This is a genomic window from Streptomyces sp. R11, from assembly GCF_041051905.1.
Lineage (GTDB): Bacteria > Actinomycetota > Actinomycetes > Streptomycetales > Streptomycetaceae > Streptomyces.
The window spans coordinates 4,645,908-4,668,181 of sequence record NZ_CP163432.1 but is presented as its reverse complement, the minus strand read 5'-3'; the positions used below and the strand labels follow the sequence as shown (position 1 = coordinate 4,668,181).

Annotated in this window: 23 protein-coding genes and 1 tRNA gene; 10 read left to right on the top strand and 14 right to left on the bottom strand. The window is 69.9% G+C overall.

The genetic code is table 11. The features are described from left to right. Positions 1-29: 29 nt before the first annotated feature. Positions 30-1,172, top strand: a complete 1,143-nt coding sequence (locus AB5J55_RS21375) for an acyl-CoA dehydrogenase family protein (RefSeq protein ID WP_369272208.1) — start codon at positions 30-32, stop codon at positions 1,170-1,172. 56 nt (positions 1,173-1,228) lie between these two features. On the opposite strand, the gene AB5J55_RS21370 is transcribed toward AB5J55_RS21375, so the two are convergent. The 4 genes from AB5J55_RS21370 to AB5J55_RS21355 all read right to left on the bottom strand — a co-directional run bounded on the left by AB5J55_RS21370 (position 1,229) and on the right by AB5J55_RS21355 (position 5,001). Next, positions 1,229-1,558 (bottom strand): rhodanese-like domain-containing protein, encoded by a 330-nt coding sequence (locus AB5J55_RS21370; RefSeq protein ID WP_369276253.1) that lies wholly within the window; start codon positions 1,556-1,558, stop codon positions 1,229-1,231. A 96-nt stretch (positions 1,559-1,654) separates the two neighbouring features. Beyond that, the gene (locus AB5J55_RS21365; protein ID WP_369272207.1) at positions 1,655-2,557 is read right to left on the bottom strand and encodes a hypothetical protein; all 903 of its coding nucleotides are present in this window, start codon (positions 2,555-2,557) and stop codon (positions 1,655-1,657) included. Between the two features lie 418 nt (positions 2,558-2,975). Continuing rightward, positions 2,976-4,433, bottom strand: coding sequence for a DUF2252 domain-containing protein (locus tag AB5J55_RS21360; RefSeq protein ID WP_369272206.1), 1,458 nt, complete (start codon positions 4,431-4,433; stop codon positions 2,976-2,978). A 205-nt stretch (positions 4,434-4,638) separates the two neighbouring features. Then, entirely contained in the window at positions 4,639-5,001 is a 363-nt protein-coding gene (locus tag AB5J55_RS21355; protein ID WP_362386041.1) for a helix-turn-helix domain-containing protein, read from the bottom strand. Positions 5,002-5,163: 162 nt separating this feature from the next. Here AB5J55_RS21355 and AB5J55_RS21350 point away from each other — a divergent pair, with 162 nt between their 5' ends. Next, positions 5,164-5,814, top strand: a complete 651-nt coding sequence (locus tag AB5J55_RS21350; protein WP_369272205.1) for an FMN-dependent NADH-azoreductase — start codon at positions 5,164-5,166, stop codon at positions 5,812-5,814. A 271-nt stretch (positions 5,815-6,085) separates the two neighbouring features. On the opposite strand, the gene AB5J55_RS21345 is transcribed toward AB5J55_RS21350, so the two are convergent. The 3 genes from AB5J55_RS21345 to AB5J55_RS21335 form a co-directional block, all read right to left on the bottom strand. Beyond that, positions 6,086-6,277, bottom strand: a complete 192-nt coding sequence (locus AB5J55_RS21345) for a hypothetical protein (protein ID WP_369272204.1) — start codon at positions 6,275-6,277, stop codon at positions 6,086-6,088. Between the two features lie 25 nt (positions 6,278-6,302). Beyond that, positions 6,303-6,962, bottom strand: a complete 660-nt coding sequence (locus tag AB5J55_RS21340) for a hypothetical protein (protein ID WP_369272203.1) — start codon at positions 6,960-6,962, stop codon at positions 6,303-6,305. 72 nt (positions 6,963-7,034) lie between these two features. Beyond that, positions 7,035-7,529: a hypothetical protein gene (locus AB5J55_RS21335; protein ID WP_369272202.1), complete on the bottom strand. Its 495-nt coding sequence runs from the start codon at positions 7,527-7,529 to the stop codon at positions 7,035-7,037. Between the two features lie 314 nt (positions 7,530-7,843). Between AB5J55_RS21335 and AB5J55_RS21330 the strand changes: the two genes are divergently transcribed. Beyond that, entirely contained in the window at positions 7,844-8,206 is a 363-nt protein-coding gene (locus tag AB5J55_RS21330; protein ID WP_369272201.1) for a DUF1304 domain-containing protein, read from the top strand. Between the two features lie 146 nt (positions 8,207-8,352). Here AB5J55_RS21330 and AB5J55_RS21325 read toward each other — a convergent pair. Next, a tRNA-Leu gene (locus tag AB5J55_RS21325) sits at positions 8,353-8,436 on the bottom strand. Between the two features lie 539 nt (positions 8,437-8,975). Between AB5J55_RS21325 and AB5J55_RS21320 the strand changes: the two genes are divergently transcribed. From AB5J55_RS21320 to pknB, 6 genes are all read left to right on the top strand, one after another. Next, a complete protein-coding gene (locus AB5J55_RS21320; RefSeq protein WP_369272200.1) occupies positions 8,976-9,857 on the top strand; it encodes an FhaA domain-containing protein in 882 nt (293 codons plus the stop codon). A 10-nt stretch (positions 9,858-9,867) separates the two neighbouring features. Next, positions 9,868-10,383, top strand: a complete 516-nt coding sequence (locus AB5J55_RS21315; RefSeq protein WP_369272199.1) for an FHA domain-containing protein — start codon at positions 9,868-9,870, stop codon at positions 10,381-10,383. A gap of 90 nt (positions 10,384-10,473) precedes the next feature. After that, positions 10,474-12,060 carry a Stp1/IreP family PP2C-type Ser/Thr phosphatase gene (locus AB5J55_RS21310; protein ID WP_369276252.1) on the top strand — a complete coding sequence of 529 codons (1,587 nt, stop codon included), beginning with the start codon at positions 10,474-10,476 and terminating at the stop codon, positions 12,058-12,060. A 27-nt stretch (positions 12,061-12,087) separates the two neighbouring features. Further along, entirely contained in the window at positions 12,088-13,527 is a 1,440-nt protein-coding gene (locus AB5J55_RS21305) for an FtsW/RodA/SpoVE family cell cycle protein (RefSeq protein ID WP_369272198.1), read from the top strand. After that, a complete protein-coding gene (locus AB5J55_RS21300; protein ID WP_369272197.1) occupies positions 13,524-14,999 on the top strand; it encodes a peptidoglycan D,D-transpeptidase FtsI family protein in 1,476 nt (491 codons plus the stop codon). The genes AB5J55_RS21305 and AB5J55_RS21300 overlap by 4 nt, the downstream gene beginning before the upstream one ends. 169 nt (positions 15,000-15,168) lie before the next feature. After that, positions 15,169-17,187, top strand: coding sequence for a Stk1 family PASTA domain-containing Ser/Thr kinase (pknB, locus tag AB5J55_RS21295; RefSeq protein ID WP_369272196.1), 2,019 nt, complete (start codon positions 15,169-15,171; stop codon positions 17,185-17,187). Between the two features lie 99 nt (positions 17,188-17,286). Here the strand turns inward: pknB and AB5J55_RS21290 are convergent, their stop codons facing one another. The 6 genes from AB5J55_RS21290 to AB5J55_RS21265 are packed head-to-tail and all read right to left on the bottom strand — an operon-like array spanning position 17,287 to position 21,686. After that, positions 17,287-18,048, bottom strand: a complete 762-nt coding sequence (locus AB5J55_RS21290; protein WP_369272195.1) for a class E sortase — start codon at positions 18,046-18,048, stop codon at positions 17,287-17,289. A gap of 14 nt (positions 18,049-18,062) precedes the next feature. Next, the gene (locus tag AB5J55_RS21285; RefSeq protein WP_369272194.1) at positions 18,063-19,313 is read right to left on the bottom strand and encodes a class E sortase; all 1,251 of its coding nucleotides are present in this window, start codon (positions 19,311-19,313) and stop codon (positions 18,063-18,065) included. After that, positions 19,310-19,948, bottom strand: a complete 639-nt coding sequence (locus AB5J55_RS21280; RefSeq protein ID WP_369272193.1) for an aminodeoxychorismate/anthranilate synthase component II — start codon at positions 19,946-19,948, stop codon at positions 19,310-19,312. The genes AB5J55_RS21285 and AB5J55_RS21280 overlap by 4 nt, the downstream gene beginning before the upstream one ends. Next, positions 19,945-20,142: a hypothetical protein gene (locus tag AB5J55_RS21275; protein ID WP_164905044.1), complete on the bottom strand. Its 198-nt coding sequence runs from the start codon at positions 20,140-20,142 to the stop codon at positions 19,945-19,947. The genes AB5J55_RS21280 and AB5J55_RS21275 overlap by 4 nt, the downstream gene beginning before the upstream one ends. Positions 20,143-20,159: 17 nt before the next feature. Next, the gene (locus AB5J55_RS21270) at positions 20,160-20,885 is read right to left on the bottom strand and encodes a class E sortase (RefSeq protein ID WP_369272192.1); all 726 of its coding nucleotides are present in this window, start codon (positions 20,883-20,885) and stop codon (positions 20,160-20,162) included. A 24-nt stretch (positions 20,886-20,909) separates the two neighbouring features. After that, positions 20,910-21,686, bottom strand: coding sequence for a DUF881 domain-containing protein (locus tag AB5J55_RS21265; RefSeq protein ID WP_369272191.1), 777 nt, complete (start codon positions 21,684-21,686; stop codon positions 20,910-20,912). Positions 21,687-21,827: 141 nt separating this feature from the next. On the opposite strand from AB5J55_RS21265, the gene crgA reads away from it, so the two are divergent. Next, a complete protein-coding gene (gene crgA, locus AB5J55_RS21260) occupies positions 21,828-22,082 on the top strand; it encodes a cell division protein CrgA (RefSeq protein ID WP_328425900.1) in 255 nt (84 codons plus the stop codon). The last annotated feature ends 192 nt before the right edge of the window (positions 22,083-22,274 follow it).

The window sequence follows — 22,274 nt, the reverse complement described above, 5'->3', positions numbered from 1 at the left end:
TGGTGTGGACGTGTGGAAGGGCAGGGACCGTGGACTTCACCTTCACCGAGGAGCAGCAGGCGGCGGCCGAGGCGGCGCGCGGGGTGTTCGCCGGGGTCGCGCCGGACTCCGTGCCCTCTCCCGCGCTCACGCCTGGTGCCGTCGCCGACGACTTCGACCGCGCACTGTGGGGCCGGCTCGCGGACGCCGACCTGCTGAGTCTGCTGCTCGCTCCGGAGTATGGCGGGGCCGGCCTCGACGCCGTCGCGCTGTGCCTGGTGCTGCGTGAGTCGGCGAAGGTACTGGCACGGGTGCCGCTGCTGGAGAACAGCGCGGCGACGGCGGCCGTCCAGGCCTACGGCGGCGCCGAGCTGAAGGCCGAGCTGCTGGCGCGCGCCGGGCGCGGGGAGGCCGTCCTCACGATCGCCGCGCACGGCCGCACCGGCCACGACCCGGCCGAGCTCGCGGTGACCGCCCGACAGGATTCCGGTTCCGGTTCCGGGTGGGTGCTGGACGGGGTGCAGACCGCGGTGCCCTGGGCCTACGACGCCGATCTCGTCGTCGTGCCGGCCCGTACCGCCGCCGACCGGACCGTCCTCGCTCTGGTCCCGCGCGAGGCGCAGGGGGTCTCGCTCGCCGAGCAGTTCTCGACCAGCGGGGAGCGGCTGGGGGAACTGCGGCTGGACTCGGTGGAACTCACGGCGCGGGACGTCATCGACGCCGAGGGTGCGTGGGAGTGGCTGCGGGAGCTGCTGGCCACGGGGACGTGTGCGCTGGCGCTCGGCCTGGGTGAGCGGGTGCTCGGGATGACCTCGGACTACGCGGGCAAGCGGGAACAGTTCGGGCATCCGATCGCCACGTTCCAGGCGGTCGCCGTGCAGTCCGCCGACCGCTACATCGACCTGCGCGCGATGGAGGCCACGCTGTGGCAGGCCGCGTGGCGGATCGCCTCGGGGGCACCGGGAGCGCTGCCCGCCTCCGCAGACGTGGCCGTGGCCAAGATCTGGGCCTCGGAGGGCGTGCGCCGGGTCGTGCAGACGGCCCAGCATCTGCACGGCGGCTTCGGCGCCGACGTCGACTATCCGCTGCACCGGTACCACGCCTGGGCCAAGCACCTCGAGCTGGCGCTCGGCCCGGCGGCGGCACACGAGGAGGCGCTGGGGGATCTGCTGGCGGCGCATCCGCTGGGGTGACGGTTGTCTCCGTCGGTTCAGCGAACCGGCTCAGCCGGGCGGCTCAGAGAGGCAGCTCAGAGGACGTATCCGGGCTGGCCCTCGTCGTTCACGACGGGACGTCCCACCGCCGCCCACACCTGCATGCCGCCGTCGACGTTCACGGCGTCAATGCCCTGCTGGACGAGGTACATCGCGACCTGCGCCGAGCGCCCGCCGGAGCGGCAGATCACATGGACGCGGCCGTCCTGCGGGGCGGCCTCGGTCAGCTCGCCGTAGCGGGCCACGAAGTCGCTGATGGGGATGTGCAGGGCCTTCTCGGCGTGACCCGCCTGCCACTCGTCGTCCTCGCGGACGTCCAGCAGGAAGTCGTCGTCCTTGAGGTCGGTGACCTCGACTGTCGGCACGCCAGATCCGAAATGCATGAGTCCGACGCTACCGGACGGCTGCGGGTGCCCGGCGGACTCCCAAGGGGAGAGCCGTGGGGAGGCAGTCCCCGGCCCCTAGTCGAGCAGCGTCGCCAGTTCTGCTTCCCTGGCCTCGACCTGGGCCAGAAGCTGGTCGGCGATCTCGTCGAGGAGGCGGTCGGGGTCGTCCGGGGCCAGGCGGAGCATCGCACCGATCGCGCTCTCCTCCAGCTCGTTCGCGACCAGGGCGAGCATCTCCTTGCGCCGGGCGAGCCACTCCAGGCGGGCGTACAGCTCCTCGGCCGGGGTCGGGCCCTGCTCCTTCGGCACCGGTCCCGCGGCCCACTCCTCGGCCAGCTCCCGCAGCAGCGCCTCGTCACCGCGGGCGTAGGCAGCGTTGACGCGGGTGATGAACTCCTCGCGCCTCGAACGCTCGTCCGGCTCCTGGGCGAGGTCCGGGTGGGCCTTGCGGGCCAGCTCGCGGTAGAGCTTGCGGGCCTCGTCGCTGGGGCGCACCCGCTGCGGGGGCCGCACCGGCTGGTCCGTGAGCATCGCCGCGGCCTCCGGGAACAGCCCCTCGCCGTCCATCCAGCCGTGGAACAGCTCCTCCACGCCGGGCATCGGCAGCACCCGGGCGCGTGCCTCGTCGGCCTTGCGGATGTCCTCCGGGTCGCCGGTGCGGGCGGCCGTGGCCTCGGCGATCCGGGCGTCCAGCTCGTCGAGGCGGGCGTACATCGGGCCGAGCTTCTGGTGGTGCAGCCGGGAGAAGTTCTCCACCTCGACGCGGAAGGTCTCCACCGCGATCTCGTACTCGATCAACGCCTGCTCGGCGGCCCGCACGGCCCGCTCCAGCCGCGCCTCGGGTCGCTCCGCCCCGTCCTCGGCCGGCACCTGTGCCTCACCACCCTGCTCAGCTCCGCCGACGGGCACCTCGGCACCACCCGACGTCTCCGCACCAGCGGGCTCGGCCTGGGACTGTTCAGCTTCCGGCGTCGTCACCCGACCAGCGTAGGCCACACGTGCCCGGCCCTTAGTGCCCTGCGACTCCATGCCGACGCCTCGGGCGCTTCGCCCCATTCGGCCTGCGGCCTTCGTGCCCTGCGGGCTCGGGCCTCCGCCCTCGGTCGGCCCGGACCCCCGTGCCCTGCGGTTCCGCGCGGGCGGCTGCTCACGCCGGCCGCCCGGGCGTTCGTCCCAGCGGCCGGCGCCGCTCCCCGGTCCTGCCCTCCCCGCCCTCATGCCTCGGAACAGCCGGCGGTCACCCAGCACGCCACGAGAGGTCTTCCGCAAGCTCGGCCAGCCGAGCCAGCTTGGCCAGACAGGCGGTCGGGGCGATCACGCCGCCCGCCTCGCCGGGACCACCGGCGCCGAGGTGACGTACCTCACCGACCCCTCCCCGCGAACCAACCGCCGCCCCTCACACCCCCGTCTCCGCCGCGATCCGCCCCGCCCGTACCGCCGACACCAGCGCGGTGTGGTCCGCCTCCGTGCGGTCGGCGTAGGTGACGGCGAATGCGGCGATCGCCTCGTCCAGTTCCTCGTTCTTGCCGCAGTAGCCGGAGATCAGGCGGGGGTCGGCGCTGTGGGAGTGGGCACGGGCCAACAGGGCGCCGGTCATGCGGGCGTAGTCGTCTATCTGGTCGGCGGCCAGTGCGACCGGGTCGACGCTGCCCTTGCGGTTGCGGAACTGGCGTACCTGGAAGGGCCGGCCCTCGACCGTCGTCCAGCCCAGCAGGATGTCGCTGACCACCTGCATCCGCTTCTGGCCGAGCACCACGCGCCGCCCCTCGTGCTCCGGCTCCGGCACCTCGAAGCCGGCCGTCACCAGATGCGGGACGAGGGCCGAGGGGCGGACCTCCTTCACCTGAAGGACCAGGGACTCGCCCCGGTGGTCCAGAAGCAGGACGACGTACGAGCGTGTGCCCACGCTGCCCGTGCCCACCACGCGGAACGCCACGTCGTGCACCGCGTGCCGGGAGAGCAGGGGGTGGCGGTCCTCGGACAGGGTGCCGAGGTAGCTCTCCAGCGACGCCGCGACGGCCGCCGCCTCCGCGTCCGGAACCCGGCGCAGCACCGGCGGGGCGTCCACGAACCGGCGGCCTCCGTCCCCGGTCGGCTCCGTCGACTTCGCCGCGAAGCGCCCGCTGGTGTTGCCCCGCGCCTTCTCCGCGACCCGCTCCAGCGTGCCGATCAGGTCATGGGCGTCGGTGTGGGAGACCAGTTCCTCGTTCGCGATCGCGTTCCACGCGTCCAGCACCGGGAGCTTGGCCAGCAGCCGCATGGTGCGCCGGTAGGCACCCACAGTGTCGTGCGCCGCCTTGCGGCACGTGTCCTCGTCGGCGCCGGCTTCCCGGCCCGCGAGCACGAGCGAGGTGGCGAGCCGCTTGAGGTCCCACTCCCAGGGGCCGTACAGCGTCTCGTCGAAGTCGTTCAGATCGATGACCAGGCCGCCACGCGCGTCGCCGTACAGGCCGAAGTTCGCCGCGTGCGCGTCACCGCAGATCTGGGCGCGGATCCGGGTCATGGGGGTGCGGGCGAGGTCGTACGCCATGAGCCCCGCCGAGCCGCGCAGGAACGCGAAGGGCGTCGCCGCCATCCGGCCGACCCTTATCGGCGTGAGCTCGGGGAGCCGGCCGAGGTTGGACTCCTCGACTGCGGCCACGGCGTCGGGGCGGGCGGCGTCGAGGTCGAGAACCGCGTGGTCACCGCGCGGCACGCGCCTGCGCAGTGCCTTGCCGTCCTCCTTGGGTGATCCGCCGCCGGGCCACTCGGCGAAGCCGCGCACGCTGGGCAGCCGACGCTCCGCGGAATCCGACGACGACTCCGATGCCACCGCGGCCACCTGCGCCGTAGCCTCCGCACCGACCTCGGTCATACCGACCGCCTCCCCCGCTCACGCACGAACATCAACTCGTGCCGACGTTACAGCCGGTGGCCGAAACACGTCAGACCCTGTGGACAACTCCGCGTTTGTGGAAAAGACCGCTCGGCGTGATGCCGTAACGCCGAGGCGAGAGTGCCGCGATCCGCCTCGGCAGCGTTCTGGCGCGGCCACCTCGGCAGTTACCTGGCCCTTCGTCTCAGCAGCTCTCGGGCCCCACTCCATCAGCCAAATGCTCCTGCGCCCACAGACCCAGCGCCGTGAGCGCGGGCTCCAGCGCGGCGCCGGCCTCCGTCAGCCGGTACACCACCCGCAGCGGCGGCCCCTCGTACACCTCACGCACCACCAGTCCCGCGGCGGCGAGTTCGGTCAGCCGGTCGGAGAGCATGCGCTCGCTGATGCCGGGAATCGCCCGGCGCAGGGCGACGAAGTACGCGGGCCCCGCGGTCAGGACGGACACGATCGGGCCGGTCCAGCGCTTGCCGAGCAGCTGGAAGACGCGAGTGATGCCCTCGTCGACCCGTTTGCACGCCGATACGTCGTGACTCTGCTCACCCGCCATGCCCTTCAGGGTACTGCCCTGCGGTACGGGGATGAAAAAAAGTAAGTGACTGTGTTATCCATAGTCGAGTACGAATACTCAGTCACTGTGGGAACGTGCATCCAGCGCCCTGCCCGTTTCCCATGTCTGCTTCCCATCCGCTGCTGTCCTCTGGAGACCCCCATGGCAACGCTCCTGCACATCGACTCCTCGGTCTTCCCGACCGACGCCTCCTCCTCCCGCGCCGTCACCGACGCCTTCCGCCGCACCTGGCAGGAACAGCACCCCGCGGGCACGGTGATCCACCGCGACCTGGCCTTGAACCCGGTTCCGCACATCTCCGCCCACGCCCACACCGCCGGCTTCGCCGATCCGGCCACGCACACCCCTGAGCAGGCCGCCGCCTTCGCCGAGCGCGTGGCGCTGATCGAGGAACTGGAGCGTGCGGACGCCGTGCTGATCGGCGCCCCGATGTACAACCTGACGATCCCGTCGACGCTGAAGGCCTGGCTGGACCAGGTCGTCCTGTTCGGCCGCACCGCGGGCGAGGCCCAGTCGGTCAAGGGCACCCCGGTCACCGTCGTGGCCAGCCGCGGCGGCGCGTACGGGCCGGGCACTCCGCGCGAGGGCTACGAGTACGTGCAGAACTACCTGTCCGCAGTCCTGGCCGACTTCCTCGGCGCCGACCTCGAGTTCATCGTTCCGGAGCTGACCATGGCGCCGGCCAACCCGGAGATGGCCGACCTGGTCCCCCTCTTCGAAGCCTCCCGCGAGCGCGCCCTCGACGAGGCCGCCGCGAGGGCGAAGCAGCTGGCCCAGCGGCTCGCGGCGTAGCCACGTCGCACGCGGCGGAAGGGCGCCGCGCATGCCGCGTGCCGCACGCAGCGAGCCGCATTGCAGCCACGCGCGCGTGGGAGAACCCGCTCCGGCGAACGGGGCCCACCCGCGCGTGGCGGTGCGCAGCGCCGGGAGCCGGAGCCGCTACGACGCCGAATGCGGCACCGAATGCGGCACCGAACCCGAGGCCGAATGCGACCAAGCCGCCGGCCAAGGCGCCTCTCGCGACGCCTCACGGGGACAGGTCACAAGTCACAGGCCACACAGGTCACAGGTCACGGGGGGGGCCGCCGCCCCCTGCCCCGACACAACCGAAACACCGGTCGAGGCCCCCGGCACCTCCCGCCGAGTCCCGCCCCACCGACGGCAGACACAGCGCCACGACCAGCCCGATCACCGCGAGCACGGTGACCCGCACCAGATGCACGTCCCGGCGCTCGGGCACTGCCCTGCGGGGCACTTCCCTGAGGGGCACTCCCCGCCCCTCACCCACGTCCACGTCCAGCGCTCACCAAACGCGCCGCCCCACGAGCAGCCCTCGCCAGTTCCGCCCTCCGGAACCAGGCGCCCAGCACGAGCGGATAGACCAGGTACCCGAACCGAGTCGCCGGGATCAGGCACATCGCCAGCCCCAACCCGAGCGCCGGCCGGTCCGCCGCCGCGACGACGGTCCTGGGCGGACGTACCGCCAACGACACCGCGACGCCGACGGCAGCGGCCGCGAGCCCGGCCATGGCGAGGACGGAGCCGCCGGGGACGTACGTGGCCAGCAGGTACCCCGGCAGCGGGCTGGCCGCCGGTGAGTGCACCCCGCCCTCGCCGAGCGGGAAGAGCACCACGTGCTCGACGAAGGCATGCGGATCGGCCAAGGCCACCGGCACCACGGCCAGGGCGGCCACCAGCACGGCCACGGCTCCGGCCCGTATCGCAGCCCGGCGCCCCGCCGTCACCGCGAGCAGCACCAGCCCCACCGGCAGCAGCGGCCAGGCCGTCCGCTTCAGTGCGGCCCGGCTCCCATCGCGAGCCCGCCGCCGTACCGGACCCGCCGGCGCCAGCCCGAGGCACATCAGCCCGATCACCGGCAGGTCGACTCCGCCGACGGCCAGCGGGAGCGCCACCGCGGGGGACGACGCGAGTAGGAGCACGGCGTTCGGGCTCGCCGTCCCGCTGCTCGAAGCCGCTTTCCCCGAAGGGGCTCTCCGCGCAGCCGCTCCCCTCTAAGCCGCTCTGCCCGAAATGCCGCCCCACAAAAGGCGGTTGAGATCGGCCCGCCGCGCGGCGACGAGCATGCTCGCCAGGAACACCCCGCAGAACCACACCCGGGCATCCGCGAGCGGCGTGCCGCCGAACAGCGCATGGGGTATTCCGAAGATCGCCATGCCCGGCAGGTAGGGGTTGCAGTCGTCGACGCCGACCGGATGCGGCACGTAAGGGCTGCCTGAGTCCAGCAGCAGGGCGCCCGAGTGCTCGACCACCTGCACCTCCGACTGCGCGGCACCCGCCGCGATCATCAGGGCCGGCGGGACGACGACGGATCCGAGCAGCGCGGCGACCGCACCGCGTCCGTTCCAAGGGCGCGGCGACCTACGGGCCGGCTCCGCGGCGACCGCGTACCCGACGGCGGCGCCGACGCCCCAGATCCGGTGCGGGGTGAGGGTCGTGACCAGGGCCAGCGACAGTGCGAAGACCGCGCATCCGAGCCAGAACAGCACGTCGCGGCGAACGCGGGGAGCTCGGCTCGACCGATCACGGCCGCTCCGGACGGGCACCCGCGGCACGGGGGCGAGGACACGGCCGCCGCCGGGCCGGACTCCGGCGACGAAAGAGAGGACTCGGGTGGCATCGGCGGGCTCCTGGAGAAGGGAGCTCCAATTTCGCGCCGAGGCAGCAACGGCACCTCGGCCGAACGGCCACCGTTCCCAGCCCGCGCAGCAACCCGCTCGGCCGCAGGACCCAGCGGCGACCGCGGTCACCGCACGCCCCACCGCCTCACCGCGCCCACACACCCCACCGGCACAATCACCGCATGCATCTGATCTCTGTCGTCCTCGTCGCCCTCATGGCGGTGCTGCACGCCTACATCCTGGTCCTGGAGATGTTCCTGTGGCAGCGCGGCCCGGGCCGCCGCTTCCACGGCTTCGACGCCGAGCTGGCCCGCACCACCGCGCCGCTGGCGGCCAACCAGGGCCTCTACAACGGCTTCCTCGCCGCGGGCCTGGTCTGGGGCCTGATCGCCGACGACCCGACCGGCTACCGCGTCCAGATCTTCTTCCTGTCCTGCATCGTCGTCGCGGGCGTCTACGGCGCGGCCACCGCCAACCGCCGCATCCTCTTCGCCCAGGCGCTGCCCGCAGCCGTGACCCTCGCCACGGTCATCGCGGCCGGCTGAGCCCGGCGCCGTGACCTGAGAGCTTCATCACAGGTCACGGCCACCGAGGGCGTCGCATCGATGCAGCGAGAGACACGACGTGTCGAACGCAACAGCGCACAACGAGAAGAGGCGGCATCGTGATTACGATGCCGCCTCTTCGACGGTGCGCGAGGGGGGAGTTGAACCCCCACGCCCTTGCGGGCACTGGAACCTGAATCCAGCGCGTCTGCCTATTCCGCCACCCGCGCATTGGGTGTGTCCTCGGGCTCTTCCCTTGCGGTCCGGCGCCTTCCGACACGCAGAACATTAGCACGCCGTCCAGGGTGGATTCACATCCCTTATCCCCAGGCAGCCGCCGTGCAGCGGGCGTACGGAGGCCATGCGGATGCCATGCGGCGGCCGTACAGTCGCCCACCAGCACAGTCGGGACGGCCCGCCCCGGCACCGGCCGAGCGGGGGTGCCCGGCGCTCCGTATCAACGAGAACCTGTTCACGTATCAACCTCGTACCGGTACCGCGCATCTCCCCAGGAGCGGGTCGGGGTCCACAGTCAGGTGCGGGACACTGGTCTGCGGCCGCCTCTACGATCCATGGCAAGACTGTGTCCGTGAGGAGTTCGAAGGGGAGCTCCACAGGGAACTTCGAGGGCGTCGACACCTGTCGACCGGGCCGACAGGGGGAACCAGCCGATTCACCGGCGCGTGGATACGATCAGTAAGCAGTACCAGGTAAGGCAGTGCCCGCCCGGCGGGAAAAAGGACGAAGCAGGCTACGGAGGAGGTGCCCCATGGGAGTCCTGAAGAAGTTCGAGCAGCGTCTCGAAGGTCTGGTCAACGGCACCTTCGCCAAGGTGTTCAAGTCCGAGGTCCAGCCCGTGGAGATCGCGGGAGCGCTCCAGCGCGAGTGCGACAACAACGCGACCATCTGGAACCGCGACCGCACGGTCGTCCCCAATGACTTCATCGTGGAGCTCAGCACCCCGGACTACGAGCGTCTGAGCCCCTACTCCGGCCAGCTCGGCGACGAGCTCGCCGGCATGGTCCGCGACTACGCCAAGCAGCAGCGCTACACCTTCATGGGCCCGATCAAGGTCCACCTGGAGAAGGCCGACGACCTCGACACCGGCCTGTACCGCGTGCGCAGCCGTACGCTCGCCGGATCCACCGACCAGCAGGGCGGCCAGCCGGCCCCCGCACCCGCCGCCCCGGCCGGGCGGCCCGGTGGCGGTGGCGGCGCCCAGGGTGGCTACGGCTACCCGCCGGCCGCCGCGCCCGCGGGCGCCCCGCCCATGCCGGCCGCGCCGCCGCCCGGCGGCCGCCCCGGCGGCTACGGCTACCCGCAGCCCGCGGGCAGCCAGCGACCCCCCGCCGCGCCCGCGGCCGGTGGCCGCACCCGCTACTGGATCGAGATCAACGGCACCCGCCATCAGATCTCCCGCGCGACGCTGGTGCTGGGCCGCAGCACCGACGCCGACGTGCGGATCGACGACCCCGGCGTCTCCCGCCGGCACTGTGAGATCCGGACCGGAACGCCCTCGACGATCGCGGATCTCGGCTCCACCAACGGCATCGTGGTGGACGGGCAGCACACCACCCGCGCTACGCTCCGCGACGGCTCGCGGATCGTCGTGGGCAGCACCACCATCATTTACCGGCAAGCCGAAGGGTGAAGCGGGGGCAATGTCAGAGCTGACCCTCACGGTCATGCGGCTGGGTTTCCTGGCCGTCCTGTGGCTGTTCGTGATCGTGGCCGTGCAGGTCATCCGCAGCGACCTGTTCGGTACGCGCGTCACACAGCGCGGATCGCGTCGCGAGGCCCCACGGCCGCAGCAGGCCGCACGGCAGGCGGCGACCCCGCCGCAGCAGCGCGGCCAGCAGGGCGGCGGCCGCCAGCGCCGTAACGCCCCCTCCAAGCTGGTCGTGTCCGAGGGCACGCTCACCGGCACCACCGTCGCGCTGCAGGGCCAGACCATCACCCTGGGCCGGGCGCACGACAGCACGATCGTGCTGGACGACGACTACGCCTCCAGCCGGCATGCCAGGATCTACCCGGACCGCGACGGCCAGTGGATCGTCGAGGACCTGGGCTCCACCAACGGCACGTACCTCGACCGAACGCGGCTCACGACCCCGACACCGATTCCGCTGGGCGCGCCGATCCGCATCGGCAAGACCGTCATCGAGCTGCGGAAGTAGTACGACAATGAGCGAGCGGAGCGAGCACGCAGTGGCGGCCCCCACCAGGGGCCCCGGCGCGCTCCCGACCGGAGGGTGGGCACCGTGCGGATGTATCCGGAGCCGACGGGCGAGGTGCGCATGAGTCTGTCACTGCGCTTCGCCGCCGGATCGCACAAAGGCATGATCCGGGAGGGCAACGAGGACTCCGGATACGCCGGTCCACGCCTGCTCGCCATCGCCGACGGCATGGGCGGCGCCGCCGCGGGCGAGGTCGCCTCCTCCGAGGCGATCTCCACCATCGTCGCCCTCGACGACGACGTCCCCGGCTCCGACATCCTCACCTCGCTCGGTACGGCCGTACAGCGCGCCAACGACCAGCTGCGCGGGATGGTCGACGAGGACCCGCAGCTGGAGGGCATGGGCACCACGCTCACGGCCCTGCTGTGGACCGGGCAGCGTCTCGGCCTCGTCCACGTCGGCGACTCGCGCGCCTACCTGCTCCGGGACGGCGTGCTGACGCAGATCACGCAGGACCACACCTGGGTGCAGCGCCTCGTCGACGAGGGCCGCATCACCGAGGAGGAGGCGACCACGCATCCGCAGCGGTCCCTCCTCATGCGCGCGCTGGGCAGCGGCGACCACGTCGAGCCCGACCTCTCCATCCGCGAAGTCCGCGCCGGCGACCGGTACTTGATCTGCTCCGACGGCCTCTCCGGCGTCGTGTCCCACCAGACCCTGGAGGACACCCTCGCCAGCTACCAGGGCCCCCAGGAGACCGTCCAGGAGCTCATCCAGCTGGCGCTGCGCGGCGGCGGCCCCGACAACATCACCGTGATCATCGCGGACGTCCTCGACCTGGACACCGGTGACACCCTGGCCGGGCAGCTGTCCGACACCCCGGTCGTGGTCGGCGCGGTCGCCGAGAACCAGCAGCACCACCTGCACGACAACGGCATCATGCAGACCCCCGCCGGCCGCGCCTCCGGGCTCGGCCGTCAGGTGCCCGGACAGGGCGGCGGAGGCGGCGAGTTCGGCCCGCCCGGCTCAGGCGACACCACCGGCTATGTCCCGGCGGGCGGCTTCGGCGACTACACCGACGACGACTTCGTCAAGCCCCGCAGGGGCCGCAAGTGGCTGAAGAGATCCTTCTACTCGGCCCTCGCGCTCGCCGTCATCGGCGGCGGTCTGTACGGCGGCTGGCGCTGGACGCAGACGCAGTACTACGTCGGCTCCAACGAGGAGCACGTCGCTCTGTACCGCGGGATCAGCCAGGACCTGGCCTGGGTCTCGCTCTCGAAGGTGGAGAAGGATCACCCCGAGATCGAACTCAAGTACCTGCCGCCCTACCAGCAGAAGCTGGTCGAGGCGACCATCGCCGAAGGCGGCCTCAAGGACGCCCAGGCGAAGATCGACGAACTGGCGCTTCAGGCCTCCGCGTGCAAGAAGCGCTCCGATCAGCAGGCTGCCCAGAGCGAGCAGAACTCCAAGACGGGCGAGGGCGAGGCCGGAGGCACCACGGGAACCACCCGTACCTCCCTTACGTCCAAGGCGACATCGACGCCGAACCCGTCGGCGTCCACCAAGTCCCCGCCTCCGTCCTCCTCCACCTCCCCGACCCCGTCTGCGACGCCAAAGCCCGGCCCCACTCTCTCGGAGGAAGAGCAGAAGGTCGTCACGAACTGCGGTACGCAGTAGGCAAGCCGTGAGAGGCCCCGTCACACCATGAGCAGTACTACGAACTCGCCGACGCACCACACGTCCACGATCGGCGCGATCGGCGCGCCGAGCAGGCGCAACACCGAGCTCGCGTTGCTGGTGTTCGCGGTTGTCATTCCGGTGTTCGCCTACGCCAACGTGGGGTTGGCGATCAATGACCAGGTGCCGGCCGGTCTTCTGAGCTACGGAATCGGCCTCGGCCTGCTGGCCGGCATCGGCCATCTGGTCGTGCGGAAGTTCGCGCCTTACGCCGACCCGCTGCTGCTGCCGCTGGCGACGCTGCTGAACGGACTCGGGCTCGTCGCCATCTGGCGGCTGGACCAGTCGAAGCTGCTGCAGTCGCTGCCCACGTACATCACGGCCGCGCCCCGACAGCTGCTGTACACCGCGCTCGGCATCGCGCTGTTCGTCGTCGTGCTGATCTTCCTCAAGGACCACCGCGTCCTGCAGCGCTACACGTACATCTCGATGTTCGTCGCCCTCGTCCTGCTCCTGCTGCCGCTGGTGCCCGGCCTCGGGGCCAACATCTACGGCGCCAAGATCTGGATCCGCGTACCGGGCCTCGGTTCCGTCCAGCCCGGCGAGTTCGCGAAGATCGTCCTCGCCGTCTTCTTCGCCGGCTACCTGATGGTCAAGCGCGACGCCCTCGCCCTCGCCAGCCGCCGCTTCATGGGCCTGTACCTGCCGCGCGGCCGCGACCTCGGCCCGATCCTCGTCGTCTGGGCGATCTCGATCCTCATCCTGGTCTTCGAGACCGACCTCGGTACGTCGCTGCTGTTCTTCGGAATGTTCGTCATCATGCTGTACGTCGCCACCGAGCGGACCAGCTGGATCGTCTTCGGTCTGCTGATGTCCGCGGTCGGCGCCGTCGGTGTGGCCTCCTTCGAGCCGCACATCCAGCAGCGCGTCGACGCCTGGCTCGACCCGATGCGCGAGTACACACTGAGCCAGGACGGCGTCGTCGGCCACTCCGAGCAGGCCATGCAGGCCCTGTGGGCGTTCGGCTCCGGCGGCACCCTCGGCACCGGCTGGGGCCAGGGCCACTCCGAGCTGATCCGGTTCGCCGCCAACTCCGACTTCATCCTCGCCACCTTCGGCGAGGAACTCGGGCTGGCCGGCGTCATGGCGCTCCTGCTGCTGTACGCCCTCATCGTGGAGCGCGGCGTACGCACCGCGCTCGCCGCCCGTGACCCCTTCGGCAAGCTGCTCGCCGTCGGCCTGTCCGGCGCCTTCGCGCTCCAGGTCTTCGTCGTGGCCGGCGGTGTCATGGGGCTCATCCCGCTGACCGGTATGACCATGCCGTTCCTGGCCTACGGCGGTTCCTCAGTGCTCGCCAACTGGGCGCTGATCGGCATCCTGATGCGCATCAGCGACACCGCCCGCCGTCCGGCGCCCGCCCCCGCTCCCAGCCCCGACGCCGAGATGACCCAGGTGGTCCGACCGTGAACAAGCCCCTGCGCCGGATCGCGATCTTCTGTGGCCTGCTGATCCTCACACTGCTGATCCGGGACAACTGGCTGCAGTACGTGAAGGCCGACAGCCTGAAGGAAGACCCCAAGAACCGCCGTGTCCTCATCGCGCGGTACGCCACGCCCCGCGGCGACATAATCGTCGGCGGCAACCCGATCACCGGGCACGCGGCAACCACGAAGGGCGACTTCAAGTACAAGCGGACGTACAAGGACGGTGCGATGTGGGCGCCCGTCACCGGCTTCGTCTCGCAGGCCTACGGCGCCAACCAGTTGGAGTCCATCGAGGACGGAATCCTCAGCGGCACCGACGACCGCCTCTTCTTCCGTAACACCCTCGACATGATCACCGGCAAGGACAAAGAAGGCGGCAACGTCGTCACGACCCTCAACGCCGCCGCTCAGAAGGCCGCGTACGACGGTCTGAAGAAGCAGGGCGGCAAGGGTGCCGTCGCCGCCATCGAGCCGTCCACCGGCAAGATCCTGGCGCTGGCCTCCTTCCCGTCGTACGACCCCTCCACGATCGCCGGTGGCAGCACCGCCGACGAAGAGGCCTGGAACAAGCTCCAGAAGAAGAACAACGCCGACGACCCGATGCTCAACCGGGCGCTGCGCGAGGTCTACCCTCCGGGCTCGACCTTCAAGGTCGTCACCGCGGCCGCGGCACTGGAGCACGGCCTGTACACGGACGCCGACGCGAAGACGGACTCGCCGGACCCGTGGGTCATGGAGGGCACCACCACCAAGCTGCCGAACGAGGGCAACATCCCCTGCAAGAACGCGACCCTGAGGGTCGCCCTGCAGTACTCCTGCAACACCGTGTTCGGCAAGGTCGGCTCGGATCTCGGCAACGACAAGATGCTGGAGACGGCCAAGAAGTTCGGCTTCACCGAGGAGCAGTTCACGCCGATCCGTACCAGCGCGTCGGTCTTCTCCGACGACATGAACCCCTCGCAGACCGCGCTGTCCTCCATCGGCCAGTTCAACACCGCCGCCAGCCCGCTGCAGATGGCCATGGTCGCCTCGGCCGTCGCCAACGACGGCACGCTGATGAAGCCGTACATGGTCGACGAGATCCAGACCCACAACCTCGACCCCCTCGAGAAGACCGACCCCGAAGAGATGAGCAAGCCGCTTTCGGCGGCCAACGCGCAGATCCTGCAGTCGATGATGGAGACGGTCGTCGACGAGGGCACCGGTAAGAAGGCGCAGATCGAAGGCGTCAAGGTCGGCGGCAAGACCGGTACCGCCCAGCACGGTGTGGACAACAGCGAGAACCCCTACGCGTGGTTCATCTCCTACGCCAAGGGCGAAGACGGCAGCTCTCCGGTGGCCGTGGCCGTGGTCGTCGAGGACGAGAACGCGGTCCGCGACGACATCTCCGGCGGCGGCCTCGCGGCCCCCATCGCCAAGAGCGTCATGGAGGCGGTCATCGACAGCAAGAAGTGACCCCGCTCACGTCCCCTTCACATCGGTGCACGTTGCGATACCGGTCCTGTATCGGGTTACGGGCTTGGCCAGGTCACACAAGATGAGCCGGGTACGGTATGCCCGGACGGCACACCTCCGCACCCACAAGGGTGACGGCGGGACCGACGGAGAGGGCTGGTAGGTAGCTATGGAAGAGCCGCGTCGCCTCGGCGGCCGGTACGAGCTGGGCCAGGTGCTCGGCCGTGGTGGCATGGCGGAGGTATACCTCGCGCATGACACCCGGCTCGGCCGCACCGTGGCGGTGAAGACGCTGCGCGCGGACCTGGCGCGCGATCCGTCTTTCCAGGCCCGGTTCCGCCGGGAGGCCCAGTCGGCCGCCTCGCTCAACCATCCCGCGATCGTGGCGGTCTACGACACGGGCGAGGACTACATCGACAACGTGTCGATCCCGTACATCGTCATGGAGTACGTCGACGGCTCCACGCTTCGTGAGTTGCTTCACAGTGGCCGCAAGCTGCTGCCGGAGCGTGCCATGGAGATGACCATCGGCATCCTCCAGGGCCTGGAGTACGCGCACCGCAACGGCATCGTCCACCGCGACATCAAGCCGGCGAACGTCATGCTGACGCGCAACGGCCAGGTCAAGGTGATGGACTTCGGCATCGCCCGCGCCATGGGCGACTCCGGCATGACGATGACGCAGACGGCCGCCGTGATCGGCACCGCCCAGTACCTCTCGCCGGAGCAGGCGAAGGGCGAGCAGGTGGACGCCCGCTCGGACCTCTATTCCACCGGCTGTCTGCTGTACGAGCTCCTGACGGTGCGGCCCCCGTTCGTGGGCGACTCCCCGGTCGCGGTCGCGTACCAGCACGTACGGGAAGAGCCGCAGGCTCCCTCGGTCTTCGACCCGGAGATCACGCCCGAGATGGACGCGATCGTCCTGAAGGCGCTGACCAAGGACCCGAACTACCGCTACCAGTCGGCCGACGAGATGCGCGCCGACATCGAGGCCTGCCTCGACGGCCAGCCCGTCGCCGCCACGGCGGCCATGGGCTCGGTTGGCTACGGCGGCTACCCGGACGACCAGCCGACCACGGCCCTGCGCTCCGCCGACGGCGGCGCCACGACGATGCTGCCGCCCATGAACCCGGACGACGGCGGCTACGGCTACGACGACCGCCCGGACCGACGCCGCCAGCAGAAGAAGTCCAACACGTCGACGATCCTGCTGGTCGTCGCGGCTGTGCTGGTCCTTGTGGGCGCGGTCCTGATCGGCCGGTGGGTGTTCAGCGGCGACGGCGTCGGGAACAGCACGGTGGCCGTGCCCAACCTGGTCGGCCAGAGCCAGAAGGACGCCGAGAGCTTGCTGACGAACAGCGACCTCAAGGTGGGCGAGGTCACCAAGAAGGCCTGCGAGGCCCAGCCCCAGGGCAAGATCTGCGATCAGAACCCCGAGCCCAAGACCACTGTCGACAAGAACTCCTCTGTCGATCTGGTGGTGTCGACGGGTGCGCCGAAGGTCACGGTGCCGAGCGTGATCGGGCTGAAGCTCAACGAGGCCAAGCAGCAGCTCGAGGACGACGACTACCAGTTCGTGATCAAGACGGAGACGCGCGAGACCTCCTCGGACGATCCGAACACCGTCCTCGACCAGGACCCGCGGCGCGGCGAGGAGGTCGAGAAGGGCTCGACGATCACCCTCACCGTCGCCAAGGAAGAGGAGAAGTCCACCGTCCCGGACGTCCTCGGCAAGACCTGTGACGAGGCCAAGGCGCAGATGACGGCCAACAACCTGGTCGGCACCTGCACCGAGGTGGAGACCCAGGACCCGAACCAGGTCGGCAAGGTCATCGCGACCTCACCGGAGGCGGGCAGCACGGCCAACAAGAACTCCACGGTGACGATCCAGATCGGCAAGGCGGCCGAGCAGGAGCAGGTGGCCGTGCCGACCGTGACCCAGCTGTCCCTCAAGGACGCCAAGAAGGCGCTCCAGGACGCGGGTCTGGCCGTGGGCAACATCCAGGGTGCCCAGGACGACAACGCCATCGTCTTCACCCAGGACCCGCAGCCGAACACCCAGGTCGCCAAGGGAACCGCGGTCAACCTGGTCGCCGTGCCCGGCCAGGGCGGCAACAACAACGGCGGCGGCGACAACGGCGGGATCTTCGGCGGCGTGACGGGAACGTCGGCCCGCACGGAGGACTGACCCCCGGCATACATGGCTGAGCCCCGGTGCCCCTGACAGGGCACCGGGGCTCAGCCACATCCGTCCGGCCCGGCAGCGAACAGCTGAAGGGGACTGCCGCTAACGCAGCTCCTCCGGCACCGTCCGCTCCTCGTCCACCTTCTCCACCCGCTCCAACTCCCCCCACACCACATACCGGTACCGGCTCGTGTACACCGGCGTGCAGGTCGTCAGCGTGATGTAGTGCCCCGCCTTCGTCTTGCCCGATTCCTTCGGGATGGCGGAGAGGACCTTCACGTTGTACTTCGAGGTCTCGGGAAGGACGGCGTAGACCTTGTAGACGTACCAGTCGCCCTTCGTCTCGAAGACGATCGGGTCGCCCTTCTTGATCTTGTGGATGTTGTGGAACTCCGCGCCATGGCCGTCGCGATGGGCGGCGACGGAGAAGTTGCCCTTCTTGCCCGAGGTCGGCAGCGTCGCCTTGACGGGATCGGTGTAGTAGCCGGCGACGCCGTCGTTGAGGATCTTCGACGTCGTGCCCTTCTCGACCAGGATGTCGTCGCCGCTCATCGTCGGCACGTGCAGGAAGCCGATGCCGTTCTTGGAGTCGAACTCGGCGGGACGGCCGGTGTCCTCGTCCTCGTGGGCCCAGATGTCACGGACCTTGTCGGCCTGTTTGTCCGCCGCGCGGTCGGCGACGACGTTCGTCCACCACAGGGAGTAGACGACGAACAGGCCCAGCACCAGGCCCGCCGTGATCAGGAGTTCGCCGAAGACGCTGACCGCCGTCGCGATCCGGCCCCTGCCGCGGCGGCGTGCCGGGGGGCGCGGTGCTGCGGGGGCGGCCGTCTGCTCTTCGGTGCCGTCGGTGGTCGCTGCCACTTTTTCATCTGCCTTTAACTGACGAGCGCATCCGGCTTGCCCTTGCTGCGCGGCCGTTCCTCGACCATCTTGCCCCAGACGATCATCCGGTACTTGCTGGTGAACTCCGGCGTACACGTGGTGAGTGTGATGTAGCGGCCCGGCCCGGTGAAGCCCGACCCCGGTGGAACAGGTTCCAGCACGCTCACGTTGCTCGGCGACGTCACCGGCAGGATCGACGCCATCTTGTAGACGTAGTACTTGTCCTGCGTCTCCACGACCATCTCGTCGCCCTGTGCGAGCCGGTTGATGTACCGGAACGGTTCACCATGGGTGTTGCGGTGCCCGGCGAGCGCGAAGTTGCCGGTCTTGGCATCCGGCATCGCCGTCTTCAGCTTGCCCTCGGCGTAGTGGCCGACCATGCCCCGGTCGAGCACCTTCCTGTTGCTGATGCCCTCGGCGATCGGGACGACGACGTCCAGCTTCGGGATGTGCAGGATGGCGAAGCCCTGCCCCGGCTGGAAGGTCCCCGGATTGCGCTTGCCGCTCGCCCAGTCGTCCTGGAGGCTGCTCGCTTCCTTGTCCGCCTGGGCGTGCGCGCGGACGTTCGTCCACCACAACTGGTAGCTCACGAACAGCAGCATCAGCACGCCGGTGGTGATGAAGACCTCGCCGATCGCCCGGCTGGCGAGGACACCCGCGCTGGGCTTGCGTGCCCTTGCCTGTCTGCGGGCCTCCAAGCGCGAGAGGGGGGCCTGCGAGGATTCCGAGCCCGTCTCGGCGGGCTCCGACGCCGCGTGTGAGCCACCATGGCGCCCGTGACGCCGCTTGGCGGCCTTTCTGCGGGCCGCACGGCCGCCCGTTGGGGTTCCTGTGGCGGAAGCTGCGGAGGAGGCGGCAGAAGCCGATACGCGGCCGGTGCGGGGCGGCGGATCCGGTACCCGTAGGGCCACCGTCTCGTCGTCCGCGGGCGGTATGTACGGCTCTGCATACGGTTCTTCGTACGGCTGCCGGGCCGCTGCGGCCCCCTCGGCGCCGTACCCGTCGGTGCCGTAGGTGTATCCGCCGCCGTAGCCGTCGGCGCCGTAAGCCTCGGCGCCCGGCCCGTGCGCCTGCCCCTGCCCCTGAGTGACGTGGCCCTCCCCGTACCGCTCCCCGAGCGCACCCGACGCCCCGTACGGCTGCTGCCCGTACGAGGTGCCCTGGTCGCCGGCGCCGCCGTAGGAGTCCGTGAAGGACTCCCCGTACGTGGCGCCGGACTCGCGCTCGGGGCGCAGCGCGGTCACGCCGTGGCCCTGCCCACCACCGGGGCGAGCCCCGTCGACCTCGCCACCGCGCCCTGGTCTCCGCACTCCACCAGCCAGTTGGCCAGCATCCGGTGCCCGTGCTCGGTCAGCACGGACTCGGGGTGGAACTGCACGCCCTCGACGGGAAGTTCCCGGTGGCGCAGGCCCATGATGATGCCGTCATGTGTCCGCGCGGTGACCTCGAGGTCGGCCGGCACCGTCTGCGGCTCGGCGGCCAGCGAGTGGTAGCGGGTCGCGGTGAAGGGCGTCGGCAGGCCCGCGAAGACGCCCTTGCCCTCGTGCTCGACCAGCGAGGTCTTTCCGTGCAGCAGCTCGGGCGCACGGTCGACGACACCGCCGTACGCCACCTGCATCGACTGCATGCCGAGACAGACACCGAAGACGGGCACCCCGGTCGAGGCGCAGTGGCGCACCATCTCGATGCAGACCCCGGCCTCCTCGGGAGTGCCCGGGCCCGGCGACAGCAGGACACCGTCGAAGCCGTCCTGCGCGTGTGCCGTCGACACCTCGTCGTTACGCAGGACCTCGCACTCGGCGCCCAGCTGGTAGAGGTACTGGACCAGGTTGAAGACGAAGCTGTCGTAGTTGTCCACGACGAGAATGCGCGCGCTCACTGGTTGTCCACCGTCACATCGTTGAAGGGCAGGAGCGGTTCGGCCCACGGGAAGACGTAGTTGAACAGGACGTAGACCACGGCCACGACCAGAGCGAGCGAGAGCAGCGCCCTCACCCACGCGTTCCCCGGCAGATGCCGCCAGATCCAGCCGTACATGCCGTCCCTTCCGTCGCACCACGGCACCAGACTCACGCCGTACAGCCACCAGACTAACGGCGCAACGCCTCCGGTTTCCCGGCCTCCACAGGCTGGGTGGAGTCGAGATGGGCCCACACGATCAGCCGGTGACTGTGCCCCCACTCGGGATCGCACGTGGTCAGGGTCAGATAGCGGCCTTCACGCGTGTACCCCGACTTACGGGGCACAGGGTCAATCACCTCAATGTCGGTGGGCACGGTTTTGTAGGGGCCTTTGTCGATCCGATACGTGAACCAGGTCGTCCCGTCCGTCAGCACCACCGCGTCGCCGGCCCGCAGCCTCGGGAAGTCCTTGAAGGGGTCGCCGTACGTGCGCCGATGGCCGGCGACCGAGAAGTTGCCCTTCTGACCGAGCTGGGCGGTGTTCGCGTAGTGGCCGAGGCCCTTCTTGAGGGTCTTGGTGGCGGTGCCTTCGAGCACGGGCTTGTTCCACGTGAAACCAAGGCGCGGGATGTACATGATCGCGAAGGGCCTGTCCGCGGTGTACGGGGCGGGCTTCGGCGGGCTCGTGGTCGCACCCGGAGTCGTGGCGGTGCCCGGACTCGCCGAACCTCCGGGAGCCGCGGGCGTCGGGCGTACCGCCCCCTGCGCCCACTGGTCCTGTAACTGATCGATCTGGTCGTCCATGACGGTGTCGGCCTTCACGCCGGTCCAGAACAGCACATAGGCGACGAAAAGGACGATCACAGTGCCGGCGGTGATGCACAGTTCGCTGACGGTCCTGACGACGACACGCACCGGCAGCTCCAGAGAGGGGCTCGCTCACTCCACGGGCTTGGCGTACTGCAGATCCACTGTGCCCGAGTAGCCCGGCAGAGTCACCGTCCCGTCCTCGGTGACTTTCCAGCCGAGACCGTAGACATTGACGTACACCATGTAGTTCTGAATCGCCGCCGAGGCCGCGAGCGCCTGCTGCATCTTCTCCGGATCACCGACCGCCGTGATCTTGTACGGCGGTGAGTAGACCCGGCCCTGGAGGATCAGGGTGTTGCCGACGCAGCGGACCGCGCTGGTGGAGATCAGCCGCTGGTCCATGACCTTGATGCCCTTGGCGCCGCTCTGCCACAGCGCGTTCACCACGGCCTGGAGGTCCTGCTGGTGAATGACCAGGTAGTCGGGCTGCGGCTCGGGATAGCCCGGGAGCTTGGCGGTGGCGTCGGGCGGGGCGTCGTTGAGCGTGACCGAGATCGCCTCGCCCGTCAGCTTCTGCGTCCCCGCGTTCCGCTCCAGGGCCGCCAGCTTGTCGTCCTCGGCCTTGGTGCTGCCGTCGTCGCGCTCGGCCAGGGCCTCCACGTCGTCCTGCAGGGCCGCGTTGGACTCGCCCAGCTCGCCGTTCTTGTGGCTGCGCTCGTGGATCAGGTCCGAGAGCTTCAGCAGCGAGGCGTCCGTGCGGATATTGGTGCCCTTGGCCGTGTTGAAACTCGTGAAGAAAATGAGCCCGGCGAGAGCGAAGACGGCCGCGGTCAGCACCCGCACCGGCCGGAATCGGCCGCGTACAGGGCTGGATCCCGCCCCGGGGGAGTCGGCAGAATTGCTCAACGTACCCTTATCTCCTTCGGCGCCGCGGAAGCACTACGCTAACGGACGCCCGGGGGAGCAATCAGAGTCCCCTTGTACGCTGCCCCGAGCCAGCCACAGTTCCCTGCGCGGCCACGCAGCGCATCGACAGGAGAGACCCTCGTGCCGAAGTCACGTATCCGCAAGAAGGCCGACTACACGCCGCCGCCGTCGAAGCAGACGACCGCGATCAAGCTGAACAGCCGCGCCTGGGTCGCGCCCGTGATGCTGGCCATGTTCCTCATCGGCCTCGCCTGGATCGTCGTCTTCTATGTGACCGACGGTTCGCTGCCCCTCGACGCGCTGGGCAACTGGAACATCGTCGTGGGCTTCGGCTTCATCGCCGCCGGCTTCGGCGTCTCCACCCAGTGGAAGTAGCGGTCGAGGCGACACCTTGAGCGGCAGTCGACGCGGCGGCCGCTTCGCGGTGAACAGGGCTCTGCCCACGGCTATCCGCTGAGTTATCCACAGCCTTGCAGCAATTTCCACAAGCTGACTGGGGAAAAGACGACGATCTGTGGATAACCCATCGGACGTTGACGCCGGTATGACAGCCACACCGGTCGCCCG

What these genes read in the sequence shown, in the direction of transcription:
- AB5J55_RS21360 (WP_369272206.1), bottom strand. Translation starts at nt 4,433, where the DNA reads ATGACCGAGGTCGGTGCGGAGGCTACGGCGCAGGTGGCCGCGGTGGCA.
- AB5J55_RS21355 (WP_362386041.1), bottom strand. Translation starts at nt 5,001, where the DNA reads ATGGCGGGTGAGCAGAGTCACGACGTATCGGCGTGCAAACGGGTCGAC.
- AB5J55_RS21350 (WP_369272205.1), top strand. Translation starts at nt 5,164, where the DNA reads ATGGCAACGCTCCTGCACATCGACTCCTCGGTCTTCCCGACCGACGCC.
- AB5J55_RS21330 (WP_369272201.1), top strand. Translation starts at nt 7,844, where the DNA reads ATGCATCTGATCTCTGTCGTCCTCGTCGCCCTCATGGCGGTGCTGCAC.
- AB5J55_RS21320 (WP_369272200.1), top strand. Translation starts at nt 8,976, where the DNA reads ATGGGAGTCCTGAAGAAGTTCGAGCAGCGTCTCGAAGGTCTGGTCAAC.
- AB5J55_RS21315 (WP_369272199.1), top strand. Translation starts at nt 9,868, where the DNA reads ATGTCAGAGCTGACCCTCACGGTCATGCGGCTGGGTTTCCTGGCCGTC.
- AB5J55_RS21310 (WP_369276252.1), top strand. Translation starts at nt 10,474, where the DNA reads ATGTATCCGGAGCCGACGGGCGAGGTGCGCATGAGTCTGTCACTGCGC.
- AB5J55_RS21305 (WP_369272198.1), top strand. Translation starts at nt 12,088, where the DNA reads ATGAGCAGTACTACGAACTCGCCGACGCACCACACGTCCACGATCGGC.
- pknB (WP_369272196.1), top strand. Translation starts at nt 15,169, where the DNA reads ATGGAAGAGCCGCGTCGCCTCGGCGGCCGGTACGAGCTGGGCCAGGTG.